The 19,334-nt window shown below is 51.8% G+C and carries 17 protein-coding genes and 2 pseudogenes; 18 read left to right on the top strand and 1 reads right to left on the bottom strand.

The features are described from left to right. Window positions 1-91 precede the first annotated feature (91 nt). Window positions 92-1,726, top strand: coding sequence for a serine/threonine protein kinase (locus tag CA13_RS19610; RefSeq protein WP_146399494.1), 1,635 nt, complete (start codon window positions 92-94; stop codon window positions 1,724-1,726). After that, a complete protein-coding gene (locus CA13_RS19605; RefSeq protein WP_146399492.1) occupies window positions 1,723-1,995 on the top strand; it encodes a hypothetical protein in 273 nt (90 codons plus the stop codon). Before CA13_RS19610 ends, CA13_RS19605 begins: the two co-directional genes overlap by 4 nt. A gap of 115 nt (window positions 1,996-2,110) precedes the next feature. Here CA13_RS19605 and CA13_RS19600 read toward each other — a convergent pair whose 3' ends face one another. Next, window positions 2,111-3,448 (bottom strand): Gfo/Idh/MocA family protein, encoded by a 1,338-nt coding sequence (locus CA13_RS19600; protein ID WP_146399490.1) that lies wholly within the window; start codon window positions 3,446-3,448, stop codon window positions 2,111-2,113. A 283-nt stretch (window positions 3,449-3,731) separates the two neighbouring features. Here CA13_RS19600 and hemB point away from each other — a divergent pair, with 283 nt between their 5' ends. From hemB to CA13_RS19530, 16 genes and pseudogenes are all read left to right on the top strand, one after another. Next, the gene (hemB, locus tag CA13_RS19595) at window positions 3,732-4,742 is read left to right on the top strand and encodes a porphobilinogen synthase (protein ID WP_146399488.1); all 1,011 of its coding nucleotides are present in this window, start codon (window positions 3,732-3,734) and stop codon (window positions 4,740-4,742) included. Between the two features lie 198 nt (window positions 4,743-4,940). Then, window positions 4,941-5,333: a hypothetical protein gene (locus CA13_RS19590; RefSeq protein WP_146399486.1), complete on the top strand. Its 393-nt coding sequence runs from the start codon at window positions 4,941-4,943 to the stop codon at window positions 5,331-5,333. Between the two features lie 135 nt (window positions 5,334-5,468). Continuing rightward, a complete protein-coding gene (locus CA13_RS19585) occupies window positions 5,469-6,473 on the top strand; it encodes a polysaccharide biosynthesis/export family protein (protein WP_146399484.1) in 1,005 nt (334 codons plus the stop codon). 175 nt (window positions 6,474-6,648) lie between these two features. Next, entirely contained in the window at window positions 6,649-6,798 is a 150-nt protein-coding gene (locus CA13_RS35410) for a hypothetical protein (protein WP_419194589.1), read from the top strand. Window positions 6,799-6,876: 78 nt separating this feature from the next. Continuing rightward, window positions 6,877-8,289, top strand: coding sequence for an O-antigen ligase family protein (locus CA13_RS19580; RefSeq protein ID WP_146399482.1), 1,413 nt, complete (start codon window positions 6,877-6,879; stop codon window positions 8,287-8,289). A gap of 32 nt (window positions 8,290-8,321) precedes the next feature. After that, the gene (locus CA13_RS19575) at window positions 8,322-9,203 is read left to right on the top strand and encodes an ABC transporter permease (RefSeq protein ID WP_419194588.1); all 882 of its coding nucleotides are present in this window, start codon (window positions 8,322-8,324) and stop codon (window positions 9,201-9,203) included. A gap of 16 nt (window positions 9,204-9,219) precedes the next feature. Beyond that, complete coding sequence (locus tag CA13_RS19570; protein WP_146399480.1) at window positions 9,220-10,476, top strand: ABC transporter ATP-binding protein; 1,257 nt, start codon at window positions 9,220-9,222, stop codon at window positions 10,474-10,476. A 123-nt stretch (window positions 10,477-10,599) separates the two neighbouring features. Continuing rightward, window positions 10,600-11,781 carry a glycosyltransferase family 4 protein gene (locus CA13_RS19565; protein ID WP_419194587.1) on the top strand — a complete coding sequence of 394 codons (1,182 nt, stop codon included), beginning with the start codon at window positions 10,600-10,602 and terminating at the stop codon, window positions 11,779-11,781. After that, window positions 11,778-12,710 carry a glycosyltransferase family 2 protein gene (locus tag CA13_RS19560; protein WP_146399476.1) on the top strand — a complete coding sequence of 311 codons (933 nt, stop codon included), beginning with the start codon at window positions 11,778-11,780 and terminating at the stop codon, window positions 12,708-12,710. The genes CA13_RS19565 and CA13_RS19560 overlap by 4 nt, the downstream gene beginning before the upstream one ends. Next, window positions 12,707-13,147 (top strand): annotated as a pseudogene (locus CA13_RS35405) (LbetaH domain-containing protein); the annotation flags it as partial. The gene CA13_RS19560 and the pseudogene CA13_RS35405, both read left to right, overlap by 4 nt. Before the next feature lie 96 nt (window positions 13,148-13,243). Continuing rightward, window positions 13,244-13,393 (top strand): annotated as a pseudogene (locus tag CA13_RS35400) (CatB-related O-acetyltransferase); the annotation flags it as partial. A 17-nt stretch (window positions 13,394-13,410) separates the two neighbouring features. After that, entirely contained in the window at window positions 13,411-14,499 is a 1,089-nt protein-coding gene (locus tag CA13_RS19550; protein WP_146399472.1) for a glycosyltransferase, read from the top strand. Next, entirely contained in the window at window positions 14,496-15,875 is a 1,380-nt protein-coding gene (locus CA13_RS19545; protein ID WP_146399470.1) for a phenylacetate--CoA ligase family protein, read from the top strand. Before CA13_RS19550 ends, CA13_RS19545 begins: the two co-directional genes overlap by 4 nt. Continuing rightward, window positions 15,872-16,867, top strand: a complete 996-nt coding sequence (locus CA13_RS19540) for an endonuclease/exonuclease/phosphatase family protein (RefSeq protein WP_419194586.1) — start codon at window positions 15,872-15,874, stop codon at window positions 16,865-16,867. Before CA13_RS19545 ends, CA13_RS19540 begins: the two co-directional genes overlap by 4 nt. Then, on the top strand, window positions 16,864-18,000 hold the full coding sequence (locus tag CA13_RS19535; RefSeq protein ID WP_146399466.1) for a glycosyltransferase: 1,137 nt from the start codon (window positions 16,864-16,866) through the stop codon (window positions 17,998-18,000). The genes CA13_RS19540 and CA13_RS19535 overlap by 4 nt, the downstream gene beginning before the upstream one ends. Then, on the top strand, window positions 17,997-19,319 hold the full coding sequence (locus CA13_RS19530) for a glycosyltransferase (protein WP_146399464.1): 1,323 nt from the start codon (window positions 17,997-17,999) through the stop codon (window positions 19,317-19,319). Before CA13_RS19535 ends, CA13_RS19530 begins: the two co-directional genes overlap by 4 nt. The last annotated feature ends 15 nt before the right edge of the window (window positions 19,320-19,334 follow it).

Raw genomic sequence — 19,334 nt, 5'->3', positions numbered from 1 at the left:
CTGATTTTAGTAAGAAAACTGGTTATACTTCGAGATACTACTCTTTCTACCATTCCAATTCCCGCTCAGTTTCTTTTGCGTGTAAGCTCTCATGCCTCGTAGCCGCCTCGGACCTCTGGCAATTGAATCCAAGCTAGGCGACTATCCGTCGCAAAGTTGTGTTTGGCGGGCTGTCCATGTTCAACTCAAACGAGCGGTTGCGGTGAAGGTGTTTTCCTCACCGTTCGGCGCGACGCCAGAAGCGAGAACGCAATTCGCCGAAGAATGGAAGACGCTCAAAACAGTCGCTCACCCCGCGATCGCCCGTTGTTTTGGTGGCGGGTTTGAGACGAATGATGCCTACCTCGCCTATGAGTTGGTCGATGGCGAAACCTTGGACGCACAACTGAGTCGCCGCACGAGGCTGCCTTGGGAATCGGTTCTTGAACTGGCCGAACCGCTCGTCGACGCGCTCCGTCACTTGCATGAAAAGGGGTTGGTTCATGGAGCGATCCAGCCCGACAAGATCATGATCGCTGGGCTCAGTCCGATTTTGATCGACCTTCGAACGAATCGATTTGATACAAGCTTCAAGACATCGCGTCCGCCAACGGTCCAAGAAATCGCATTTCGACCACCCGAATTGATCCAAGACCCAGGATCCATCACCGGTCGGTCGGACCTTTACTCGCTTGGGGCGACGCTGTACTTCGCTTTAACTGGTCGGGCGCCGGTCGATGGCGAAACAATCGAACAAGTCACACAAAACGTGTTGACGCAAACACCGGTCTCGGCGGCATCGATCGTAATGGATTGTCCCGTATGGCTCGATAAGTTGATCGCTCAACTACTTGAAAAAGATCCTCAAAAACGTCCATTCGGTGCTCCCGCTGTTTCGTTGGCGCTCGCGGAAGTTCGCCGACGGGCGATGTCGCGAACCGGTGTCGCCGAACATGCTTCGAGTGGCTTTAGCCCGCTCAGTGTGACGGACGAGAAAGAACGGGACGAAGCCAGGTCATTACTCGGTCGTCATTTGGTCCGAGAAGACGAAGTCGTCGATGCAACCTTATGGCACGACAAACCATGGGTGCTAATCGGGACTCTTGTGTTGATTATCAGTGTGCTTGGTTATATGGTTTGGCCGCTGAACGAAGCCCAAATGCGAAACCGCGCCGAAGAGATGCTTTCGCAAGAAACGCAGTCATCTCTTAACCAAGCCAAGAATAATTATCTACGACCAATGGTTAATCGGTTCCCTGATGGTGAGCATGCCGATTGGGCACGTGAACAGATTGACCGTGTCGAGATGATCCAAGCCGAGCATGCGTTGTCAGTGAAACTGAAACGGAACCTGCCGCTTCGAAATGAAGGCGAGCGACTCTTGGCAGAAGCGCAAAAGTTTGAGCGTTTTGGCGATACCGCAACCGCGTTTGATCAGTACCGCAGCATGGAAACCCTTCTGGGTGACGACGAGAAGTACCGTCCCTATGTGAACTTGGCTCGTCGTCAAATCGCGAAAATCGAAAGCCAATCAGTCTCCAAGGACGAAGCCGCATTGATCATCCAAGCTAAATTGGCGGACGCGGATCGCGAAATGCAACAAGGAAATGTTGTCGCCTCGCGAAGGATTTGGTATAGCGTCATCGAACTCTACGGCAACAATGCCAACGTCGCTCCATTGGTGATCCAAGCCCAACAGCGACTGTCCGAAAGCAATTCCAACTTCGCTCCGAATGATTCCCAATGAACGCTGCCAAGGACGACCAATCGCCAATCGAAGCGAAGCTTGTCGATTCGCCGAAAAAGGAATCCGTCGCCAAAAGTCGCGGCGCGGTGTTCGCCATTCTGTTTTTGGTCACCGGTGTGCTTGGCATCCCTCTATTGTGGATGAACGATAAGTTCTCGCACGCCGAACGTATTTTCTGGTCGATCATTGTTACGCTTTATACAGCCGCATTGATCTATATGGCCTATGCCGTTTGCATGTGGAGCTATCACCAGATTTTCGGCGCCTAGCAGCGAAATGATTGGTCCCCAAACGTTAGGCAGCCACAAATATTTACATTTGTGGCTTGCTCGACTGCACTGGAGACGATGAACTCCGCAGCTAGGCTGGAAAGCCTAACACGCGTTAGATCAATTTCTCTTTTCCGGGAATTGCGAATCCTCGGGCAGCGCCTTTGCCTTTGATGTCAAGGTCTTGGGGAAAAAGATCCAATTTAGATTCGTTAACGACGAAGTCCCAATTGACTTTCTTACCCGTATAAGCAGCCATTCGTCCCATCACAGCGGTGAGGGAACTTTCGGCTGTTTCACGCAGCTCCACAATCGGTTTGCCGGCACGAATGGAATCGACAAGGTCCTTATGTTCTTGCTTGTACGCCGCTCCAATGTTTCCTTCCATCTCCCAGATCGTTTTTCCATCACGGTCGACAATCGACGCACCGCTGTTGGAACCCAAAATCGTTGCGATTCCCTCGGTGCCATAAATCACGTTACCGTTTTCGGATTGAGTCGATGGAATTTGGCGACACATGAACGAGACCACTCGATTACCAGGATACGTGTAGTCGATGGCCATGTTGTCCCACATCTCGCTTCCTTCGGGGCGAGTGAACCGACCACCGCTGCCGAAGGCCGTTTCGGGTGGACCACCCATAATCCAATTGATTGCATCGATATTGTGGACCGCTTGCTCTGTGATTTGGTCACCAGAAAGCCAAATGAAGTGCATCCAGTTGTACAACTGGTACTCCATGTCACTCATCCCTTCTTTACGCTGCTTGAACCAAATGCCATTGGAACAATACCGTGCGGTGCCGCTGACAATTTCCCCAATAGCACCTTCATGGATTCGACGAATCGCTTCAACATAATTGGTTTGCCGACGGTATTGAGTCCCCGTAACGATCGCAGTGTTGTTCGCTCTGGCTTTTTTGTCTGCCTCTAAACAGACCTTGTATCCAGCCGGATCAACGCAAGTCGGCTTTTCCGCAAAGACATGCTTGCCAGCTTCGACGGCTTCAAGGACATATGTCGGACGAAAACCAGGCGGAGTGGCGAAAAGCACCAAATCAACATCTGGGTTGTCGAGCATCCGCTTGTAGCTGTCTAAGCCGCCGTACATGTTCTTGTCGTCGACGGCTACTTTGTCGCCGTATCTCGGTTGCAAGCTTTTTCGAAGCCGCTCGCACTTGCCCGGCTCCAAGTCAGCAATTGCCACCATTTGGATGTTGTCATTAATGGTCAACGTATCATTCATCGCACCACCACCACGGCCACCGGCACCAACCAACCCAACCCGAATCATTTGCTTCTCGTTCTCAACGGGCTCATCACCCCGCAAGAGTCGACTGGCTGCTAATGTCGAAGCCGCACCAACGGAAGCCGCACCCGTCTGCTTGATAAAACGGCGGCGTGACGGTTTTGACTCAATATTGGTTGGTAGCTTTCCAGCGGGGTTGGTCATGAGGGATTCTCGGTAGGGAAGGTGGGAAAGAGCAGTGACTAATTATCACAACATTGTACCAGCTTTCCGAATCCGATGGCCAGTTCGCGACGGATCGATGCAATATCTTTGGTCGCGGTTTTCCCGCGTCTGCGCAATTTCCCCGCGCCTTCGCAATTTTCCCGCGCCTTCGCAATTTTCCCGCGTCTGCGCAATTTTCCCGCGCCTTCGCATCGTCATGAATCGGATCTAAGATGGTTGGTGCTCTATCTCCCCAAGCGATCACTCAGCAAAAGATGAAACAATGAACACTTTTTCCCGCGGTCCGTTTCCGGCGACACGGATGCGACGTGTGCGGCGTCATGATTGGTCGCGACGCTTGGTCGCCGAAAATCAATTGACGGCCAACGATCTGATTTGGCCCGTGTTCGTCTTTGATGGGATTGGGCGTCAACCGATAACAAGTTTACCGGGAGTCGATCGGTTGGGTACGGACCAAATCGAATCCATGGCTCAAACGGCCTGTGACCTTGGGATCCCCGCGATCGCGTTGTTTCCTGCGACCGAGTCGGCTTTAAAAACAGAGGACGCAATCGAAGCGATCAACCCCGACAATTTGGTTTGTCGCACCGTTCGAAAGATCAAAGCGTCCGTCGGCGATTCACTCGGCGTGATTTGCGATGTCGCACTGGATCCCTACAGTAGCCACGGACAAGACGGCCTAGTTCACGATGGCTATGTGATCAATGACCAAACGGTCACCGTTTTGACTCAGCAAGCAATTGTGCAAGCCGAAGCAGGCTGTGACATCATCGCACCGAGCGACATGATGGACGGACGCGTCAAGGCAATTCGTATCGCCTTGGACGCTGCCGGATACACCAACGTGCAAATCATGTCCTACGCAGCGAAATACGCCAGCTCGTTCTATGGTCCGTTCCGCGACGCCGTCGGTTCCTCCGGTAACCTTGGTACGGCGAGCAAAAATACCTACCAACAAGACCCAGCTCAAGGAAATGAGGCGCTTCACGAAGTCGCACTCGATTTAGCCGAAGGCGCCGACACCGTGATGGTGAAACCAGGAATGCCCTACCTCGATATTGTCAGTCGCGTCAAAACGACGTTTGGCGTGCCGACATTTGCCTATCAAGTGAGTGGTGAATACGCAATGCTATCGGCTGCGGCGGAGCGAGGTTGGCTTGATCGAGAGAAAGTGGTGTTGGAAAGTTTGCTTGGCTTCAAGCGAGCTGGTGCCGATGGCGTGCTAACCTATTTCGCCGCTGAAGTCGCCCAGTGGATCCGAGATTCACACTAATCCCGCCGCGCACGCAGCGCTCGTTTCCCGACTTTCTTTGTTGCAAATCCGCTACAAACGTTGACGTTGATTTACCCATTTACTTGAGTGAATTTTCGAAAATTTTCAGTTTTCCTTGCTCTTTGGCGAAAGATGTAACGGTTAAGCAGTCGATACCGTTTGCAGACCTGAATTCACCAAAGATTGGGAAATGTGCGGATGCATCGGAAGATCAATGCTATCAGTCGTTTAAGCGCCGGCCTGGTATGCCTTGTGTTGTTGCCAATCGCGATATCGCTTAGCGGCTCGGCACAATCCCCTAGCAGGTCCGCGACTTACCCGTCGCCACAGGCAAGCTCGCCTTACCAACAACGTCTTTCGCCCTATTTGGATTTACTCCGAACCGACAACAGTCTCCTCGGCCCCTATCACTCGTTCGTTCGGCCACGGCAACAAATCCGTCAAAACGTTAGTACCCAAGCAATCCAACTTCAACGTATCGAACGCACTATCGAACGACCGACGTCCACAACGACCTCTTCGGGGCGACTGCCAACCGGACGCGGTGGCACCTTTAACAACTACTTGCACTTCTACCAATTCAATCGCTAACGGACATTCTCTGACGCAACACATTCCAACGCATCTCAAGAAACCATCAACTTGATCCACGTAAGCACATCCCTCCGCAGCCTCGCTTTATTGCTGATTTGCGCATGCGCGCTCAGTAGTGCTGGCTGCCAGTTGATGCACGCGCCAAGCTCAGCAAACACACCACTTGATGGCATTTGTGATGCGGAACTTGAAAACGCAATGGTTCCGCGAGAGTTGGATAAAGTGACGATTCCGATGTATCGGATCGAGGCCCCCGATATCCTAACGATTGATATCCAACAAAACGTTTCGCAAGCATCGCATGGTTTACAACCGGGCGACATCGTTGCATTGACAGCAACCGGAGTCTTTCCTGACGAACCAATCCAGGGTGAATTCCAGGTTGAGGTCGGGGGCACGATTGAGCTGGGGTATTCGTACGGGTCGGTCGAAGTGGCGGGACAAACTGCGGATGATGCCGTTAGCGTGATCGAAGCTCACTTGAAAACCCAAGTCCGCCAACCACGAGTAACGATGTCACTACGGCACGCCGCCGGGATGCAGCGAATTGCGGGCGAACACTTGGTTGGCCCCGACGGCACCGTCACACTCGGTCAATACGGTTCCGTCCAATTAGCAGGAATGACGCTTGATGAAGCGCGACTAGCAATTGCAGCGCATTTACCGCCGTCGTTTGCCAACCCCAAAGTTTCTGTTTCGGTGTTTGCCTACAACAGCAAGGCGATCTACATCGTCACGCAAGGAGGCGGACTCGGTGACAATTTGGTGCGTCTTCCCTACACCGGCAACGAAACGGTGATGGACGCACTGAGTCAAATCAACGGACTTAGCTATGTCTCCTCAGGCCGCATGTGGGTCGCTCGTCCGAATCGCGAACAGGGCAACAATGTGACGTTGCCGGTTGATTGGGAAGCGATCACTCAGAAAGCAGACGTAACGACCAATTATCAATTGATGCCAGGCGACCGGGTCTTCATTGCCCATAGCCGCATGGTCGCATTCGATTCGGCAATAGCCAAACTAACCTCACCGCTTGAACGCGTCCTTGGTTTCACCTTGCTTGGCACAAGCACCGTATCGCGTTTGTCGGGCAACGTGCTTGACAAGACCAATGTGGGAGGCGGGTACGGCTTCTAACATGTTAGACCACAAACGCAAACGATCGACACATAGTCGAATTAGATTCGGCAAGCGCAGATGCCTCTCGCTGTGCGTCATTGCGTTACTTTGCAGTGGTTGCCAACTGACTCATCGAATCGGCCACGATCCATTAACACACACTTTGTGCAATGGAATCTCACCAAATGGAACCGTGGGCGAAAACGCGGGATATAGCCAAACCAATTGGACACCGCTTGAGTCGACCTACGGATGGATTGAAATGTCGGAGTACGAACTCGAATTCACCGATTCGATCCAGGATAACGAATCGACGGTGCTTCATTTCGATGACGTTCAATAGTGTTTTGGAAAGGGGCCTATAGAACATTTACTAGGCCCTACTTTTCGCCCCTATCATTTGCAAGGAAACAATGCAGCGATGGCCATCGCGGTCTTCAACAACACCGACACTGCGAACACAACGGACCGGATCGATATCGACGACCGGCTCGGCTGGGGGTACGCATTGTTGTTGGCGACCACTGCCACACTCTTCCTTCGGCCCGCCGACATTTTGCCTTCGCTCGATCAATGGCCAATTTATCAAAATCTGATTTTGGTTTGCTTGGTCGTCTCGGGCCGGACCGTTCTTCGGCAACTGCGAAACGGCGAACTCATTTCGATTCCCGTCACTTCGTGCCTGATACTCATGCTTTTATCGATAGGCGCGTCCCATTTGTCTCATGGCGACATTTGGTCGGCTCGCATGTCGATGCTTGATTTTTTGAAGCCGTTAACTTTCTACTTGCTTGTCATCGGACTTGTGAATACACCGCGACGACTGTTCGTCTTTGCAAAAATTTTGGTCATCTCGATCGCCACCATTGCCACGCTTGCCATTCTCGATCGCTACGGCTATATCACGATCGCAGCTCTCGAATCGGTACGCGACCGAGCACTAAGCAGTACCACGACGGTAACCATGATTGACCGGCTTCGCGGTACCGGTATTTTCCAAGACCCGAATGATTTTGGATTAATTTTGGTTACGGGGTGTGTCTTATCGTTGTCGTTTTTACTTCGTCCGGGTGCGGGTTGGCGGCGTTACGCTTGGCTTGCGCCTACGTCGGTCCTGCTCATCGCTTTTTCGTTGACACACTCGCGTGGTGCGATGCTCTCGCTCGCATGCGTCATCCCTGCTGTATTTGTTTATCACCGCGGAACAAAAGTCGCCCTGTTATCGCTTTTCCTTCTTCCGTTTCTTGGAATGGTCTTTTCGAGTCGCATGACGGAAATGGAAGCGATCGACGCCGGAACAGGGCAAAGTCGGATTCAAATTTGGTCCGAAAGCCTCGCGATTTGGCGTCAATATCCCATTTTCGGAATCGGTGACGGCATGCTGGTTGATGAAATCCATGTCGTTTCGCACAACTCGTACATTCATTGTTTCGCGGAACTCGGGTTCGTCGGCGGAACGGCTTTTTTAACCAGTTTTCTCTCGGCAGGCCTTTGTCTTTGGGCCTTTAGACGTAGAGCAAATCCATTGGATGCAATGCAATGGATTCGCCGCGACCAAGAGAGTCGCAACCTTTCTCATTTGCAAGTTTTTACATTCGCAATGCTGGTCGCGTATGCCGCCGGTATTGTCACGCTGTCGCGTCAATTTGTAACGCCCACCTATTTGGTGCTTGGATTTGCAACAGCGGCTCAAAAAGTGAGTATGGGGCAACATGACGTTCAAGCAACGCAACCTTGGCGGATCGGAAACCGTCTAATCGTCACTGCGATGGCGACAAGTTGTAGCTTCTTGATCGTGACCTACATCCTCGTGCGTATATTGGTCCGTTGGTAGAACAAATGAACAAGTTAAAAATCCTAAATATAATGTCCAACCCTGCCGAAGCGGTCGCTTCCGAAGCCGCGTCTGACGGCATCGCAATGCAACCCTATCCCGTCACACGGATTCGCAATACGTCAGGTAGTGCTTGGACGAATTGGGTGGAACTATATCGGTACCGCGATCTGTTTCAGTATCTGGTGCGCCGCGAAATCAAAGTACGTTATGCACAAAGTGCAATCGGCGTTGGTTGGGCGGTCCTTCAGCCATTGTTCACGATGTTGGTCTTTACCGTGATTTTTGGTCGACTGGCCAAATTGTCCTCGGACGGCGCTGCATATGCCCTCTTCAGTTTCGCGGGCTTGGTTCCATGGATGTTTTTCTCCAATGCCGTCACTGATGGGGTCAATGGCTTGATCTCCGGAGCCTCAATGATGTCCAAAGTCTACTTCCCTCGGATGCTAATGCCGCTATCAGCCAATGCCGCACGGATGATTGATTTCGTGGTCGCCTCCGTGGTAATGAGTGGTTTGATGCTCTGGTATGGCGTTGCTCCTAATTGGGGACTGCTAGCTCTACCATGGATTTTGGCGGTCATGGCCTTGTGTACCTCCGGTGTCACTCTTTGGTTAGCAACCTTTGCCATCCAATTTCGTGACGTCAAACACGCACTCGGGTTTATTGTTCAAATTTTGATGTACGCCGCACCGGTCGTTTATCCGGCCAGCCTCGTTCCGGATGCCTATCAGCGTTTCTATGCAATCAACCCAATGGTCGGCGTGATCGAGGGGATTCGCGCGGGATGTCTGGGGACGCGAGCGATGCCATGGGATTTTTTGCTGATTGGAACAATCAGTGCAATTGCCTTATTCGGCACCGGCGTGACCTACTTCAACAGCAAACAACGCGTCTTTGCTGACTTAGCCTAAAACGAAACCATTGGATATGAACAAAACAACTGCTATCGCGGTGAACGAAATAAGTAAAGCGTATCGCATTTTTAGGCGAGACGCTTTGCCCGATACGTTGATCGGCATGATGACTTCGATCGCCCGTTCACCGATCCGAAATATTCGCTACTTGCGCAGCCTCAGTCGCAACATTGCCGATTCAAATGAATTAACCAGTGACCAATTTTGGGCGTTGCGAGACGTGTCCTTTGACATTCCAACCGGCGAAGTCGTCGGCGTGATTGGGCGCAATGGTGCTGGCAAAAGCACGCTATTAAAGATCCTTTCGCGAATCACCGAGCCAACATCGGGTGAGGCCGTCATACGTGGCCGTATATCCAGTTTGCTCGAAGTCGGCACGGGCTTTCATCCCGAACTGACTGGCCGCGAAAATGTCTATATGAATGGCACGATCCTCGGAATGACCAAACGTGAAATCGACAAGAAATTTGACCAAATCGTCGACTTTGCTGGTGTCGATCGATTTCTTGATACTCCCATCAAACGCTATAGCTCGGGGATGCAGGTGCGGTTGGCGTTCTCTGTAGCCGCCCATTTGGATCCGGAAATCCTGATCATCGACGAAGTTCTGGCCGTCGGCGACGCCGAGTTTCAAAAACGTTGTATCGGCAAGATGCAAGAAGTTGCGGGCGGTGGAAGAACGGTTCTTTTTGTTAGCCACAACATGTCAGCGATCGGACAACTTTGCACCTCCGGCATCCTGCTTAGCGAAGGACGCGTGACCGCATCAGGAAAGCTTGATGATGTCGTTCAATCCTACATGGACGATCTGTTTGAAACAGAATCAGCCGTTGGTGACCATTCAACCCGCGTTTCCGTTCAAACGTCGATCGACGGGGACGCGCACCAGCGAATGTGGAAATACGGAACCTCTCTCGCCGTCCGCGTTGATGTTGAAACCGTTGAACCGGTAGCGGGACCAGCCGTGGATGTCTATTTCAATTCCAGTGCCGGTCGCATGATTTTTGCCCAAAGTGATCGCTTTGTGAAATCACCCGGTTCCGATGCAAACCGTTGGAGCTTCGAGTTTCAATTCCAAAACAACGGTTTTGTTGCTGACTACATGACAATCGATATCGGCTTTCGGTATAGCTCTAGCACACGATACCTCGGGTTATGGCGAGGCGTGCGGGCGGTATCGTTGGGTGAAGTTCCGGAAGGCTATTCACATGGTCGCGAATGTCCAATCGCAGTCCCTTGTGCGGTACAATTGATGGAGTCGGCTGCATGATATTTCGCCGAAAAACAGGGCCAACGGTTAGGGTGTTGAATCGCAGAACCGATTTGTCCAACGCGACATCCGATGTGTCACGGCATGGTCGATTTCTTATGGAAAAAAGGAATCGATAATCCGATGCATGCGCAGACGACAAAACTACGGATATGTGTCGCTTCGTCAGGCCTTGGCCATGTCATGCGTGGTGTGGAAGCATGGGCGGGCGATTTGGGCGAAACGCTCGCCAATCGCGGCGAACAAGTGATACTGTGCAAAGGTGCCGGAGATGCCGCTGAGCCGTATGAACGCATCGTGTCGTGCTGGACTCGTAATTCGACGGCAACGCGACGATTGTTGAAGTGTATCCCCAATGCCATCGGTTGGCGAATCGGCATCGGTTCCCCCTACGGCGTAGAACAATTTACTTTTGCTGTAAATTTACTATCGATTCTTCATCACGAACAGATTGATGTTTTGCATTTACAGGACCCTCAATTGGCAATCCTGATTCAACAAGCTCAACGAGTCGGTTTGTGTTCGGCAAAAATGGTTTTTTCCCACGCCACCGAGGAGCCACCGGAATTGTTGAACAAATTCTCCTTTGTCCAACACCTAGCTCCTTGGCACCAACACCAAGCAGTCGCCGCAGGAATTGGGAATGCACACTGGACAACCATACCCGACTTCGTCGACACCACGCAATTTCACCCCGACACAAACCCAACACTTCGCCAAGATCTAGCGATTCCTCAAGATGCACACGTCGCATTGGTTAGTTCGGCAATCAAGAAAAAGCATAAACGAGTCGATTATCTGATCGATGAAGTTGCAACCGTTCTACGGCGTCGTCCCGATCTGCCATTGTGGTTGGTAATCGCTGGCGGGCGTGAACAGGACACCAATGAATTGGTTGCAATAGCGAAAGCAAAACTGGGAGATCGCGTTCGTTTTGCGATCCAGTACCCTCGAAATCAAATGGGGGAACTCTACCAGATGGCGGACGTGTTCCTGCACGGCAGCCTCTTTGAGATGTTCGGATTGGTCCTGCTCGAAGCCACCGCTAGTGGCTTGCCTTGTCTGTTTCACCATCATCCCGTGATGCAGTGGGTCGTCGGCCCCGGTGGTATTCCACTAGACACAACGGTCAACGGAACGTTGGCAAATACCCTCATCGATTTGCTGGATGATCAACCACGGCTTGAGCAAATGAAGGCGGCTGCGCGAGCGCATTGCGTGCAACACTTTGGTCGCGATGTCGTTGTTGATCAAATCCTGCAATACTATCAGCAAGTCGTCGGTCAATCGAAGGTGGCTGCATGAACGATCCGACCATCAGCGTCATCATTCCCGCATACAACGCAGCGTCGACTATCCGCCGTTCGATTGATAGCGTGCTTGCGCAAACTAGGCCTGCCTTGGAAATCATCGTCGTCGATGACGGCAGCCCCGATGAATTGGCCGAGGTCGTCCAGGCGTATGGTCCCAACGTCACTCTGGTGCACCAAGTCAACTCAAAAACGGCCGCTGCTCGCAATTGTGGAATCGGAATCGCGCGCGGTGACTTTGTGGCTTTTTTGGATGCCGATGATTACTGGGAACCACAAAAATTAGAGCAACAAGTTGCGGTACTTCGAAAACACCCAAGCGTTGATGTGACCGCCGGTCGGTTTTACAGTCAGTCGCCTGGCGAAGATCGTGTGCTGAATCCGTTACGCAAGACGCACTTTTATGATCGTCCTTTGCGACTTACCGGATCAAAAGCTTTCTTAGTCGGAACAATGTTGTGGACTGGAACCGTTCTGATTCGACGAAGCGTACTCAATGACCAACCATTTGTTTCTGGGTTAGAGCCAGCGGAAGATCGCGATTTGTGGATTCGCTTGGCGGCCGATCATACGCTATTCCTTCAATCAGAACCGCTCGCAACAGCTGTTCTCGAACCCAATAGCATCTCTCGCGCAAACATTGAATTGGATTGCTCGAAAATGCTCGAAGTGATTGTTCGGCACAAAGGCATGCTGAGTTACGGATCCTATTTGCTCTGGATATCTTTCGTTCGTTATCGCTGGGCCGCAATCGATCCGTCGCCTTCAACATCCCTTCCACTATTGTTTCAATCTTTCGTCCAATGGCCATTGCCGTATAGCGGATTGCCGACCATGAAGCGTTTTGGACGATTAAAGCGACTGGCGTACTTGCTTAGACAAGCAACACGAAAGACTAAAAAAAGCATCGGAGTGTCGGCATGAGCCATGTTTCGAGCAACACAGAGCGATTAGCGTTACGAGATCCGCTGAAGTTGGTGGTTCGCCGGTTGCTTCAGTTCCATCTTCCCGTTGGTCCGCTGACAAAGCCACTTTTTGCCGGCTTGTATCGCTTGCATGTTGGCGTGCGTGAAGCTCTGCAGTGGTCGCTTCGGTTCGTCTGGTACGAACCTCTGTTTCGTAGCCAATGTCATTCAATCGGCGATCGATTTCGAATGGAACAACTTCCCTATATCGCCGGTCGAGGCAAAATTTCGATTGGCAGCGATGTCTATTTGTCTGGCAAATCGTCGTTCGCCATCAGTAAACGACATTGTTCAGAGCCCATCCTCTCGATCGGCAACCATTCGTTTCTCGGACACAATTGCGCCATCACGGTCGGTCGCGCGGTCACGATTGGCAACCATTGTTTAATCGCGGGTGGAGTTCGCATCAGTGATTTCGATGGACATCCAATCGATGCGGTGAATCGTCGAAACGGCGAGACGACGCCGAGCGCGTCCGTCTTGGCTGTGACCATTGGCAATGACGTCTGGATCGGTCATGGAGCAATCATCTTAAAAGGGGTCCATATCGGAGATCGCACCATCATTGGTGCACGATCAGTTGTCACGAAAAGCGTTGCGCCCGACACAATCGTTGCGGGAAACCCGGCCCGAGTCATCAAAACGCTCACAGGTGACTCTTGAAAACAAAACACATCGTACACATTTCGCTCGGGACAAACGTCGGTGGCATGGAGAAGCTGCTGGTCGAGTTCGCTCGCTTTGCGGATCGGTCGAAATTTGACTTGACGTTCATTTCGCTACAAGAACCGGGCCAAGTGGCCGCGGAAATTGAATCACTCCATTGGCCTGTCATCTCGCTGAGCAAAACACCAGGACTAAAATTGTCGGTGATCGCAAAATTAGCCAAGCTGTTGCGAACCCGAAAACCAACTGTCGTTCACACACACAATGCAGCCGGCCAAGCGTACGGTGTCACCGCCGCAAAATTCGCGAGAGTGCCTCGAGTGATTCACACGCGTCATGGACAATGCTCGACCTCGACCGCGCGGCAAAAAATGATGTATCGAAGTCTATCCCACTGGATCGAGCGAATAGTCAGCGTTTCCAATGACGGACAACAATTGACGATTCGAGACGGCATTGCACCGGAAAAAGCGGTCACCATTCATAACGGTGTCGATTTGCGTCGTTTCCCGCAAGTCCGAAACCGGCCGATTGGGCGTGCTATCGTGGTGGCGAGGCTCAGCCCCGAGAAGGATATTGCATCCTTGATCCAGGCGATGAAAATCGCAACCGAACAAACCAAGCCAAACGAAATACCATTTACGCTTGACATTGTCGGGGATGGTCAGCAGCGTCAATCGCTTGAAGCGCTAACACGATCATTGATGCTACAGGACGCCATCCGTTTTTGCGGCGAAAGTGATCGAGTGTCTGACCAATTGGCCTCCGCTTCCATGTCGGTTTTACCGTCGCTCACCGAAGGCATTTCGCTCACGCTGCTCGAAGCGATGGCAACGGGATTGCCGGTCGTGGCGTGCAGTGTCGGTGGCAATCCCGAAGTGGTATCGGACCAGGAAACCGGCATCCTTGTCCCTCCCGGAGATCCACAAGCACTTGCCGAAGCGATGCTTCGACTTCACCGTGATCCGGCGTTGGCCGAGCGATACGGTGACGCAGGACGTTTGCGGGCCGAGAAAATGTTCTGTGTCCGAAAAATGGTTCGTGCCTACGAATCGCTCTATTCTGGCAAGGAAGCAGCATGATCGAATCCCTTTTCCGAAGATTGATTGTTCCCGGCTTTGAGACGCTGCTGAAACGGCGCAAAACGTTTACTTATTGGCGAGAGCTCGAAGAAAGCCAATGGCATGACCGCGAGACACTCGAACAAAATCAGCTTGAACGACTCAAGAGGCTGCTGCATTATTGCAACAACCATTCCCCTTGGTATCGAGACCAATGGGCTCAACATGGCATCGATGTTGATTCCCTTTCGTCGCTAGGTGATCTACAGAATTTCCCCATCATCACGCGTGAGATGATTCGCGACCATGCGACCGAAATTCGCTGCCCGCATCCAAGTGTCCGTTCGGTTTCCAAATCAACGGGCGGAAGCACCGGCACCCCACTGAGATTTACGATCGAGGCGGAAGCAAACGACCGCCGCGTTGCGGCGACGTTTCGCGGCTATACTTGGGGCGGTGCATCGCCAGGCACAAAACAATCCTATTTATGGGGAGTTCCTCTGCAGCCATTATCATTTCGCCAACGTCTCAAAGAGCACGCCTATTCTCGCGCATTGTACCGCCGCGACATGATGAACAGTTTTAACTTGTCACAATCGACCATCGAGACCTATATCCGCCGCATCAACCGATATCGTCCGACCGTCATCATCGCCTATACAACTCCGCTGTTTCTACTTGCCAAATCGATACAAACGCTTGGGGCCAACGTCCATCAACCTCAATCGATCATCGTCGGTGCCGAGAAGCTTCACGATTTCCAACGCGAACAGATCGAACGTTCATTTGGTGCGCCGGTATTTGAAACTTACGGGTCTCGAGAATTCACCCTGATTGGGGCCGAATGTGATCAACACACGGGACTACATCTAACCAGCGAGAACCTGATTGTCGAAGTCCTTGATCACGATGGAAAACCAACGCGTGATGGTGAAGAAGGGAAAATTGTCATAACGGACTTGTTCAACACGGCAACACCATTTGTCCGCTACGCGACAGGTGACCGCGGAATCGCCGGCTTTGAGCAATGTCCCTGTGGCCGCGGACTACCACTACTGCGAAAAGTTCTCGGCCGCCAATTGGACGTCCTCGATCTGCCCAACGGCCGCCGTGTACCCGGAGAATATTTCCCTCATCTATTGAAGGACGTGGATTCGATTCGTCAATTCCAAGTTGCACAACTCGGTCCAAACACCGTACGCTTGAAGTTAGTTGTCGCCGACGATTGGAATCGCGAAGCCGAAAACGCCCTTCGTGATCAAGTACTCGACGCAGTAGGGCGATCATGTGAGTTGAAAATTGAACAGGTCGAACAGATTGAATTGACACCTTCGGGAAAAACACGCGTCGTCATCGGCTACAATCCTCCGAACGAATGTCAAAGGATCGCAGGATGAAACGGTCCGTCTTGGTTCTGGCAATTGCCTATTTGGTGTTGCTACTGATTGGCTGGGGACTGCTACGATCAGGCCTCAATACGCATTGGCTGGGGACTCTGTTTCTATTTTCACCACGCTGGGTGGTTGCGCTGCCGATTGTGATTTTGCTGCCGATCACATTTTGGTGTCGCTGGAAACTCTCGTGCATTTATCTTCTCCATCTATTGATCATCCTTTTTCCCATTATGGGATACAAGGCATTTTCGTCAGCTAGACCGTCCACTAACGAAAGTGAAGAACTGCATATATTGACGAGCAATGTTGGTGGCGGGGACCTAAACATTCCTGAAATGATCGAATTGGTTCACAAACACAAAATCGATGTTCTTCTACTACAGGAATGCGAACCCAAGGAAGCCATTTCGCTGTTTGACAAACTTGGGTGGCCGTATCAACAGCGTCATCAAATCGTCATAGCCAGCACATTGCCGATGAGCGAAGCTCGTGTTTTGGCACGACAACCGGAAACACATTATCGCGCGGTTGCAGCGGCCGCTTGCACGATTGATTGGAAACCAGAGCGATCGATTAGAGTCGTCTCGATTCATTTGCCTACCTTCCGTCCTGCATTTGCCAAAATGCAAGCGATGAATTTTGCCGAGGGACCTGCGGCAATCCGAGAAATGGGGAGCGCGTATTGCGAGGTCGCTGATCAAGCGTACCAAGAAGTCTACGATTCGGATTTGCCAACGATCATCGCGGGTGACTTTAATGCTCCTGCTGACAGTGAATATTTCCGGCGTTACTGGGGCGGCTATGTCGACTCGCGATCCGCGGGCAAGCGAGGTTTTGGGTACACTAAATTTACAAAGTATCACGGGGTTCGAATCGACCACTTGCTTGTCGATTCAAATTGGACAGTGATTCATTCGGAAGTGGGTCCTGATTTGGGAGGTGATCATCGCTCGGTCATCGTGGCTTTGAAACCGACAAAGGCAATGTCACCGTGAACATTCTCTTGATCACCACGACATACCCAACTCCGGTTCGACCGCGCCAAGGAATATTCAATCGAAACTTGGTCGATGCGTTGCGTGTCATGCACGATGTGCGAGTGATTGCTCCGGTTCCTTGGACACAGCGTGCGAAGAAATCGTCCTACGATGACGCGGACCATTCGACGCTTGAGCATTTCCCTACCTACTACTATCCGCCAAAGTTCTTTCGCCAGCACTATGACCGATTCTATTGGCATTCAATCTTGCCGACCGTGAAGCGAATTGAGAAAACTTTCACGCCCGATTTAGTCATGGGTTATTGGCTGCACCCCGATGCTGCGGCAGCCCAACGAGCAGCGAGACGTTTTCACACACCGCACATCGCTTTTTCAGGGGGGAGTGATTTACGAGTTCTGACTGCGAATCCATCGCGACGACGAGCGATCGAGCGAGTTGTTTCCAAAGCGGATTGTTTGATTGTGGTCAGTCACGATTTAGAATTCCATGCTCGCGAACTTGGCACGAATGCGCACAAGATTCAAGTAATCTATCGAGGGGTCGATGCAGAGCGTTTCTTCCCGATGAACCGATCCGACGCACGCGCCGCATCCGACCTTTCCGAAAACGATATCGTATGCCTTTGGTGCGGGAGACTCGAGCCAGTCAAAAACCCGACGATGCTTCTTAGAGCGGCGGTATTTTGGAGAGAAAAATGGGGCGACCGTCTAAAAGTGATACTTGCCGGTGACGGGTCCATGAACGCAGAATTGCGTTCACTTTGTTCGCAACTAAAACTCGATAGGCACGTTCGTTTTGAAGGCAATCTACCCCATTCCGAGCTTGCCCTACGTTTCAACGCTGCCGATGTCACCGTATTGACCAGCCATAGCGAAGGCATACCCAACGTACTACTTGAATCTATCGCTTGCGGCACTCCGTTTGTAGCAACGGATGTCGGCGGTGTCTCTGAAATCGCATCACCTAATATCGACACGTTGGTAGCCGACGGAGATGTCCATGCGTTCGCAAAAGCGGTCATCGAAAGAGTCGAATCATCTTGCTCCGGTAAACGCCGCTTCATTCCCGACGGTTTAGCAGAAATGGCATCACGCTTCGACGCAGTGTTTCGCGAGGTAACGCAATGACGAATCACGAAGCGCGAGTGCTGTTTATTTGCTATGCGTATCCGCCAACCGGCGGCGCGGGAGTACAACGCAGTGTAAAGTTTACAAAGTATCTGCCTCACTTTGGATGGCAACCAACCGTCCTGACCGCTGCCAATCCATCAGTACCGGTTTCCGACAATGACTTGTTAAACGACATCGATCCGGAAACAATCGTGCTGAGAGCGAAGACACTGGAACCGTCCTATTCGGTCAAACAAAACCTTGCAACGAGTAAACGAACAAGACGCTTCTCCCCGAAGCGATGGATTCGACACGCTGCAATGTCTGTCCTGCAACCGGATCCACAAGTCCTTTGGAATCCGCTGGCTTGGCACATGGCAAATAAAATATTGAAACAACACCACAAGGCGATCTATGTGAGCGGACCACCGTTTTCATCATTTTTGTTAGGACGATCGCTCAAACGTCGCTTTCAGTTGCCGCTCGTGCTGGATTTTCGTGATGAATGGTTGCTGGCCAGTCAATACATGGACAATCACCAACGAACCGGAAGCAGCCAACGGCGGCAACTTGCAATGCTACACAAGGTGTTGAAGTCCGCTGACGCAGTTTTGGCAACGACTCAGGCAAGTGCCGACGAATTGAATCGGCAGATAAAAAACGCTGGCGGAACCGCACCGGTAACGTGCCTTTACAATGGCTACGACGAAGACGACATCGCTGGCGTGAACCGGTCCGAACCAACAACCGACCGTTTGCGAATCGTCTACACAGGAACCCTTTGGAAACTGACCGATGTGTCGCCAATCGTCTCAGCACTTTTGCGTCTTTCCAAGAGTGACCCAAACACTGCCGCTCGGATTGAATTGGCCATCGTCGGCAGACGTACTCCCGAGCAAAATGCTATTTTAAAGAAACTAAAGTCATCAGCGGTTAAGTTGATCCTTCATGACTACGTACCCCACGGACAATCGCTCGACCTTGCTGCATCAGCCGATACGCTATTGTTGCTACTAGCGGACGAAGCCGGTGCCGAGCGTGTCGTTCCGGCGAAATTGTTTGAATACCTGGCTCTCAAGAAACCGATCCTGGCGGTTTGTGGCGATGGCGAAATGGCAACCTTGTTGCGTCAACAGCAACATTTCGACCAATTCCATCCTAAACAGACCAAAGAAATCGCAACGTGGATCGGGTCAAGATGGAGGGATCGCGAAAGCGCGCGACGCGATCAGGTCCAACATCAGCCCCACGTAAAACCGATCCAACGGTATTCACGTCGCGAACTGACTGGCCAATTAGCAGGCGTGATCGATTCAATCGTCCCAAATACGCCGTGATCGGAGCAGGTCCTT

The sequence above is a fragment of the Novipirellula herctigrandis genome, from assembly GCA_007859835.1.
Taxonomy (GTDB): domain Bacteria; phylum Planctomycetota; class Planctomycetia; order Pirellulales; family Pirellulaceae; genus Novipirellula_A; species Novipirellula_A herctigrandis.
The sequence above is the reverse complement of the archived record's forward strand: the minus strand, read 5'-3'. Positions and strand labels throughout refer to the sequence as shown.

What these genes read in the sequence shown, in the direction of transcription:
- CA13_RS19610 (WP_146399494.1), top strand. Translation starts at nt 92, where the DNA reads ATGCCTCGTAGCCGCCTCGGACCTCTGGCAATTGAATCCAAGCTAGGC.
- CA13_RS19605 (WP_146399492.1), top strand. Translation starts at nt 1,723, where the DNA reads ATGAACGCTGCCAAGGACGACCAATCGCCAATCGAAGCGAAGCTTGTC.
- CA13_RS19600 (WP_146399490.1), bottom strand. Translation starts at nt 3,448, where the DNA reads ATGACCAACCCCGCTGGAAAGCTACCAACCAATATTGAGTCAAAACCG.
- hemB (WP_146399488.1), top strand. Translation starts at nt 3,732, where the DNA reads ATGAACACTTTTTCCCGCGGTCCGTTTCCGGCGACACGGATGCGACGT.
- CA13_RS19590 (WP_146399486.1), top strand. Translation starts at nt 4,941, where the DNA reads ATGCATCGGAAGATCAATGCTATCAGTCGTTTAAGCGCCGGCCTGGTA.
- CA13_RS19585 (WP_146399484.1), top strand. Translation starts at nt 5,469, where the DNA reads ATGCACGCGCCAAGCTCAGCAAACACACCACTTGATGGCATTTGTGAT.
- CA13_RS19580 (WP_146399482.1), top strand. Translation starts at nt 6,877, where the DNA reads ATGGCCATCGCGGTCTTCAACAACACCGACACTGCGAACACAACGGAC.
- CA13_RS19575 (WP_419194588.1), top strand. Translation starts at nt 8,322, where the DNA reads ATGTCCAACCCTGCCGAAGCGGTCGCTTCCGAAGCCGCGTCTGACGGC.
- CA13_RS19570 (WP_146399480.1), top strand. Translation starts at nt 9,220, where the DNA reads ATGAACAAAACAACTGCTATCGCGGTGAACGAAATAAGTAAAGCGTAT.
- CA13_RS19565 (WP_419194587.1), top strand. Translation starts at nt 10,600, where the DNA reads ATGCATGCGCAGACGACAAAACTACGGATATGTGTCGCTTCGTCAGGC.
- CA13_RS19560 (WP_146399476.1), top strand. Translation starts at nt 11,778, where the DNA reads ATGAACGATCCGACCATCAGCGTCATCATTCCCGCATACAACGCAGCG.
- CA13_RS19545 (WP_146399470.1), top strand. Translation starts at nt 14,496, where the DNA reads ATGATCGAATCCCTTTTCCGAAGATTGATTGTTCCCGGCTTTGAGACG.
- CA13_RS19540 (WP_419194586.1), top strand. Translation starts at nt 15,872, where the DNA reads ATGAAACGGTCCGTCTTGGTTCTGGCAATTGCCTATTTGGTGTTGCTA.
- CA13_RS19530 (WP_146399464.1), top strand. Translation starts at nt 17,997, where the DNA reads ATGACGAATCACGAAGCGCGAGTGCTGTTTATTTGCTATGCGTATCCG.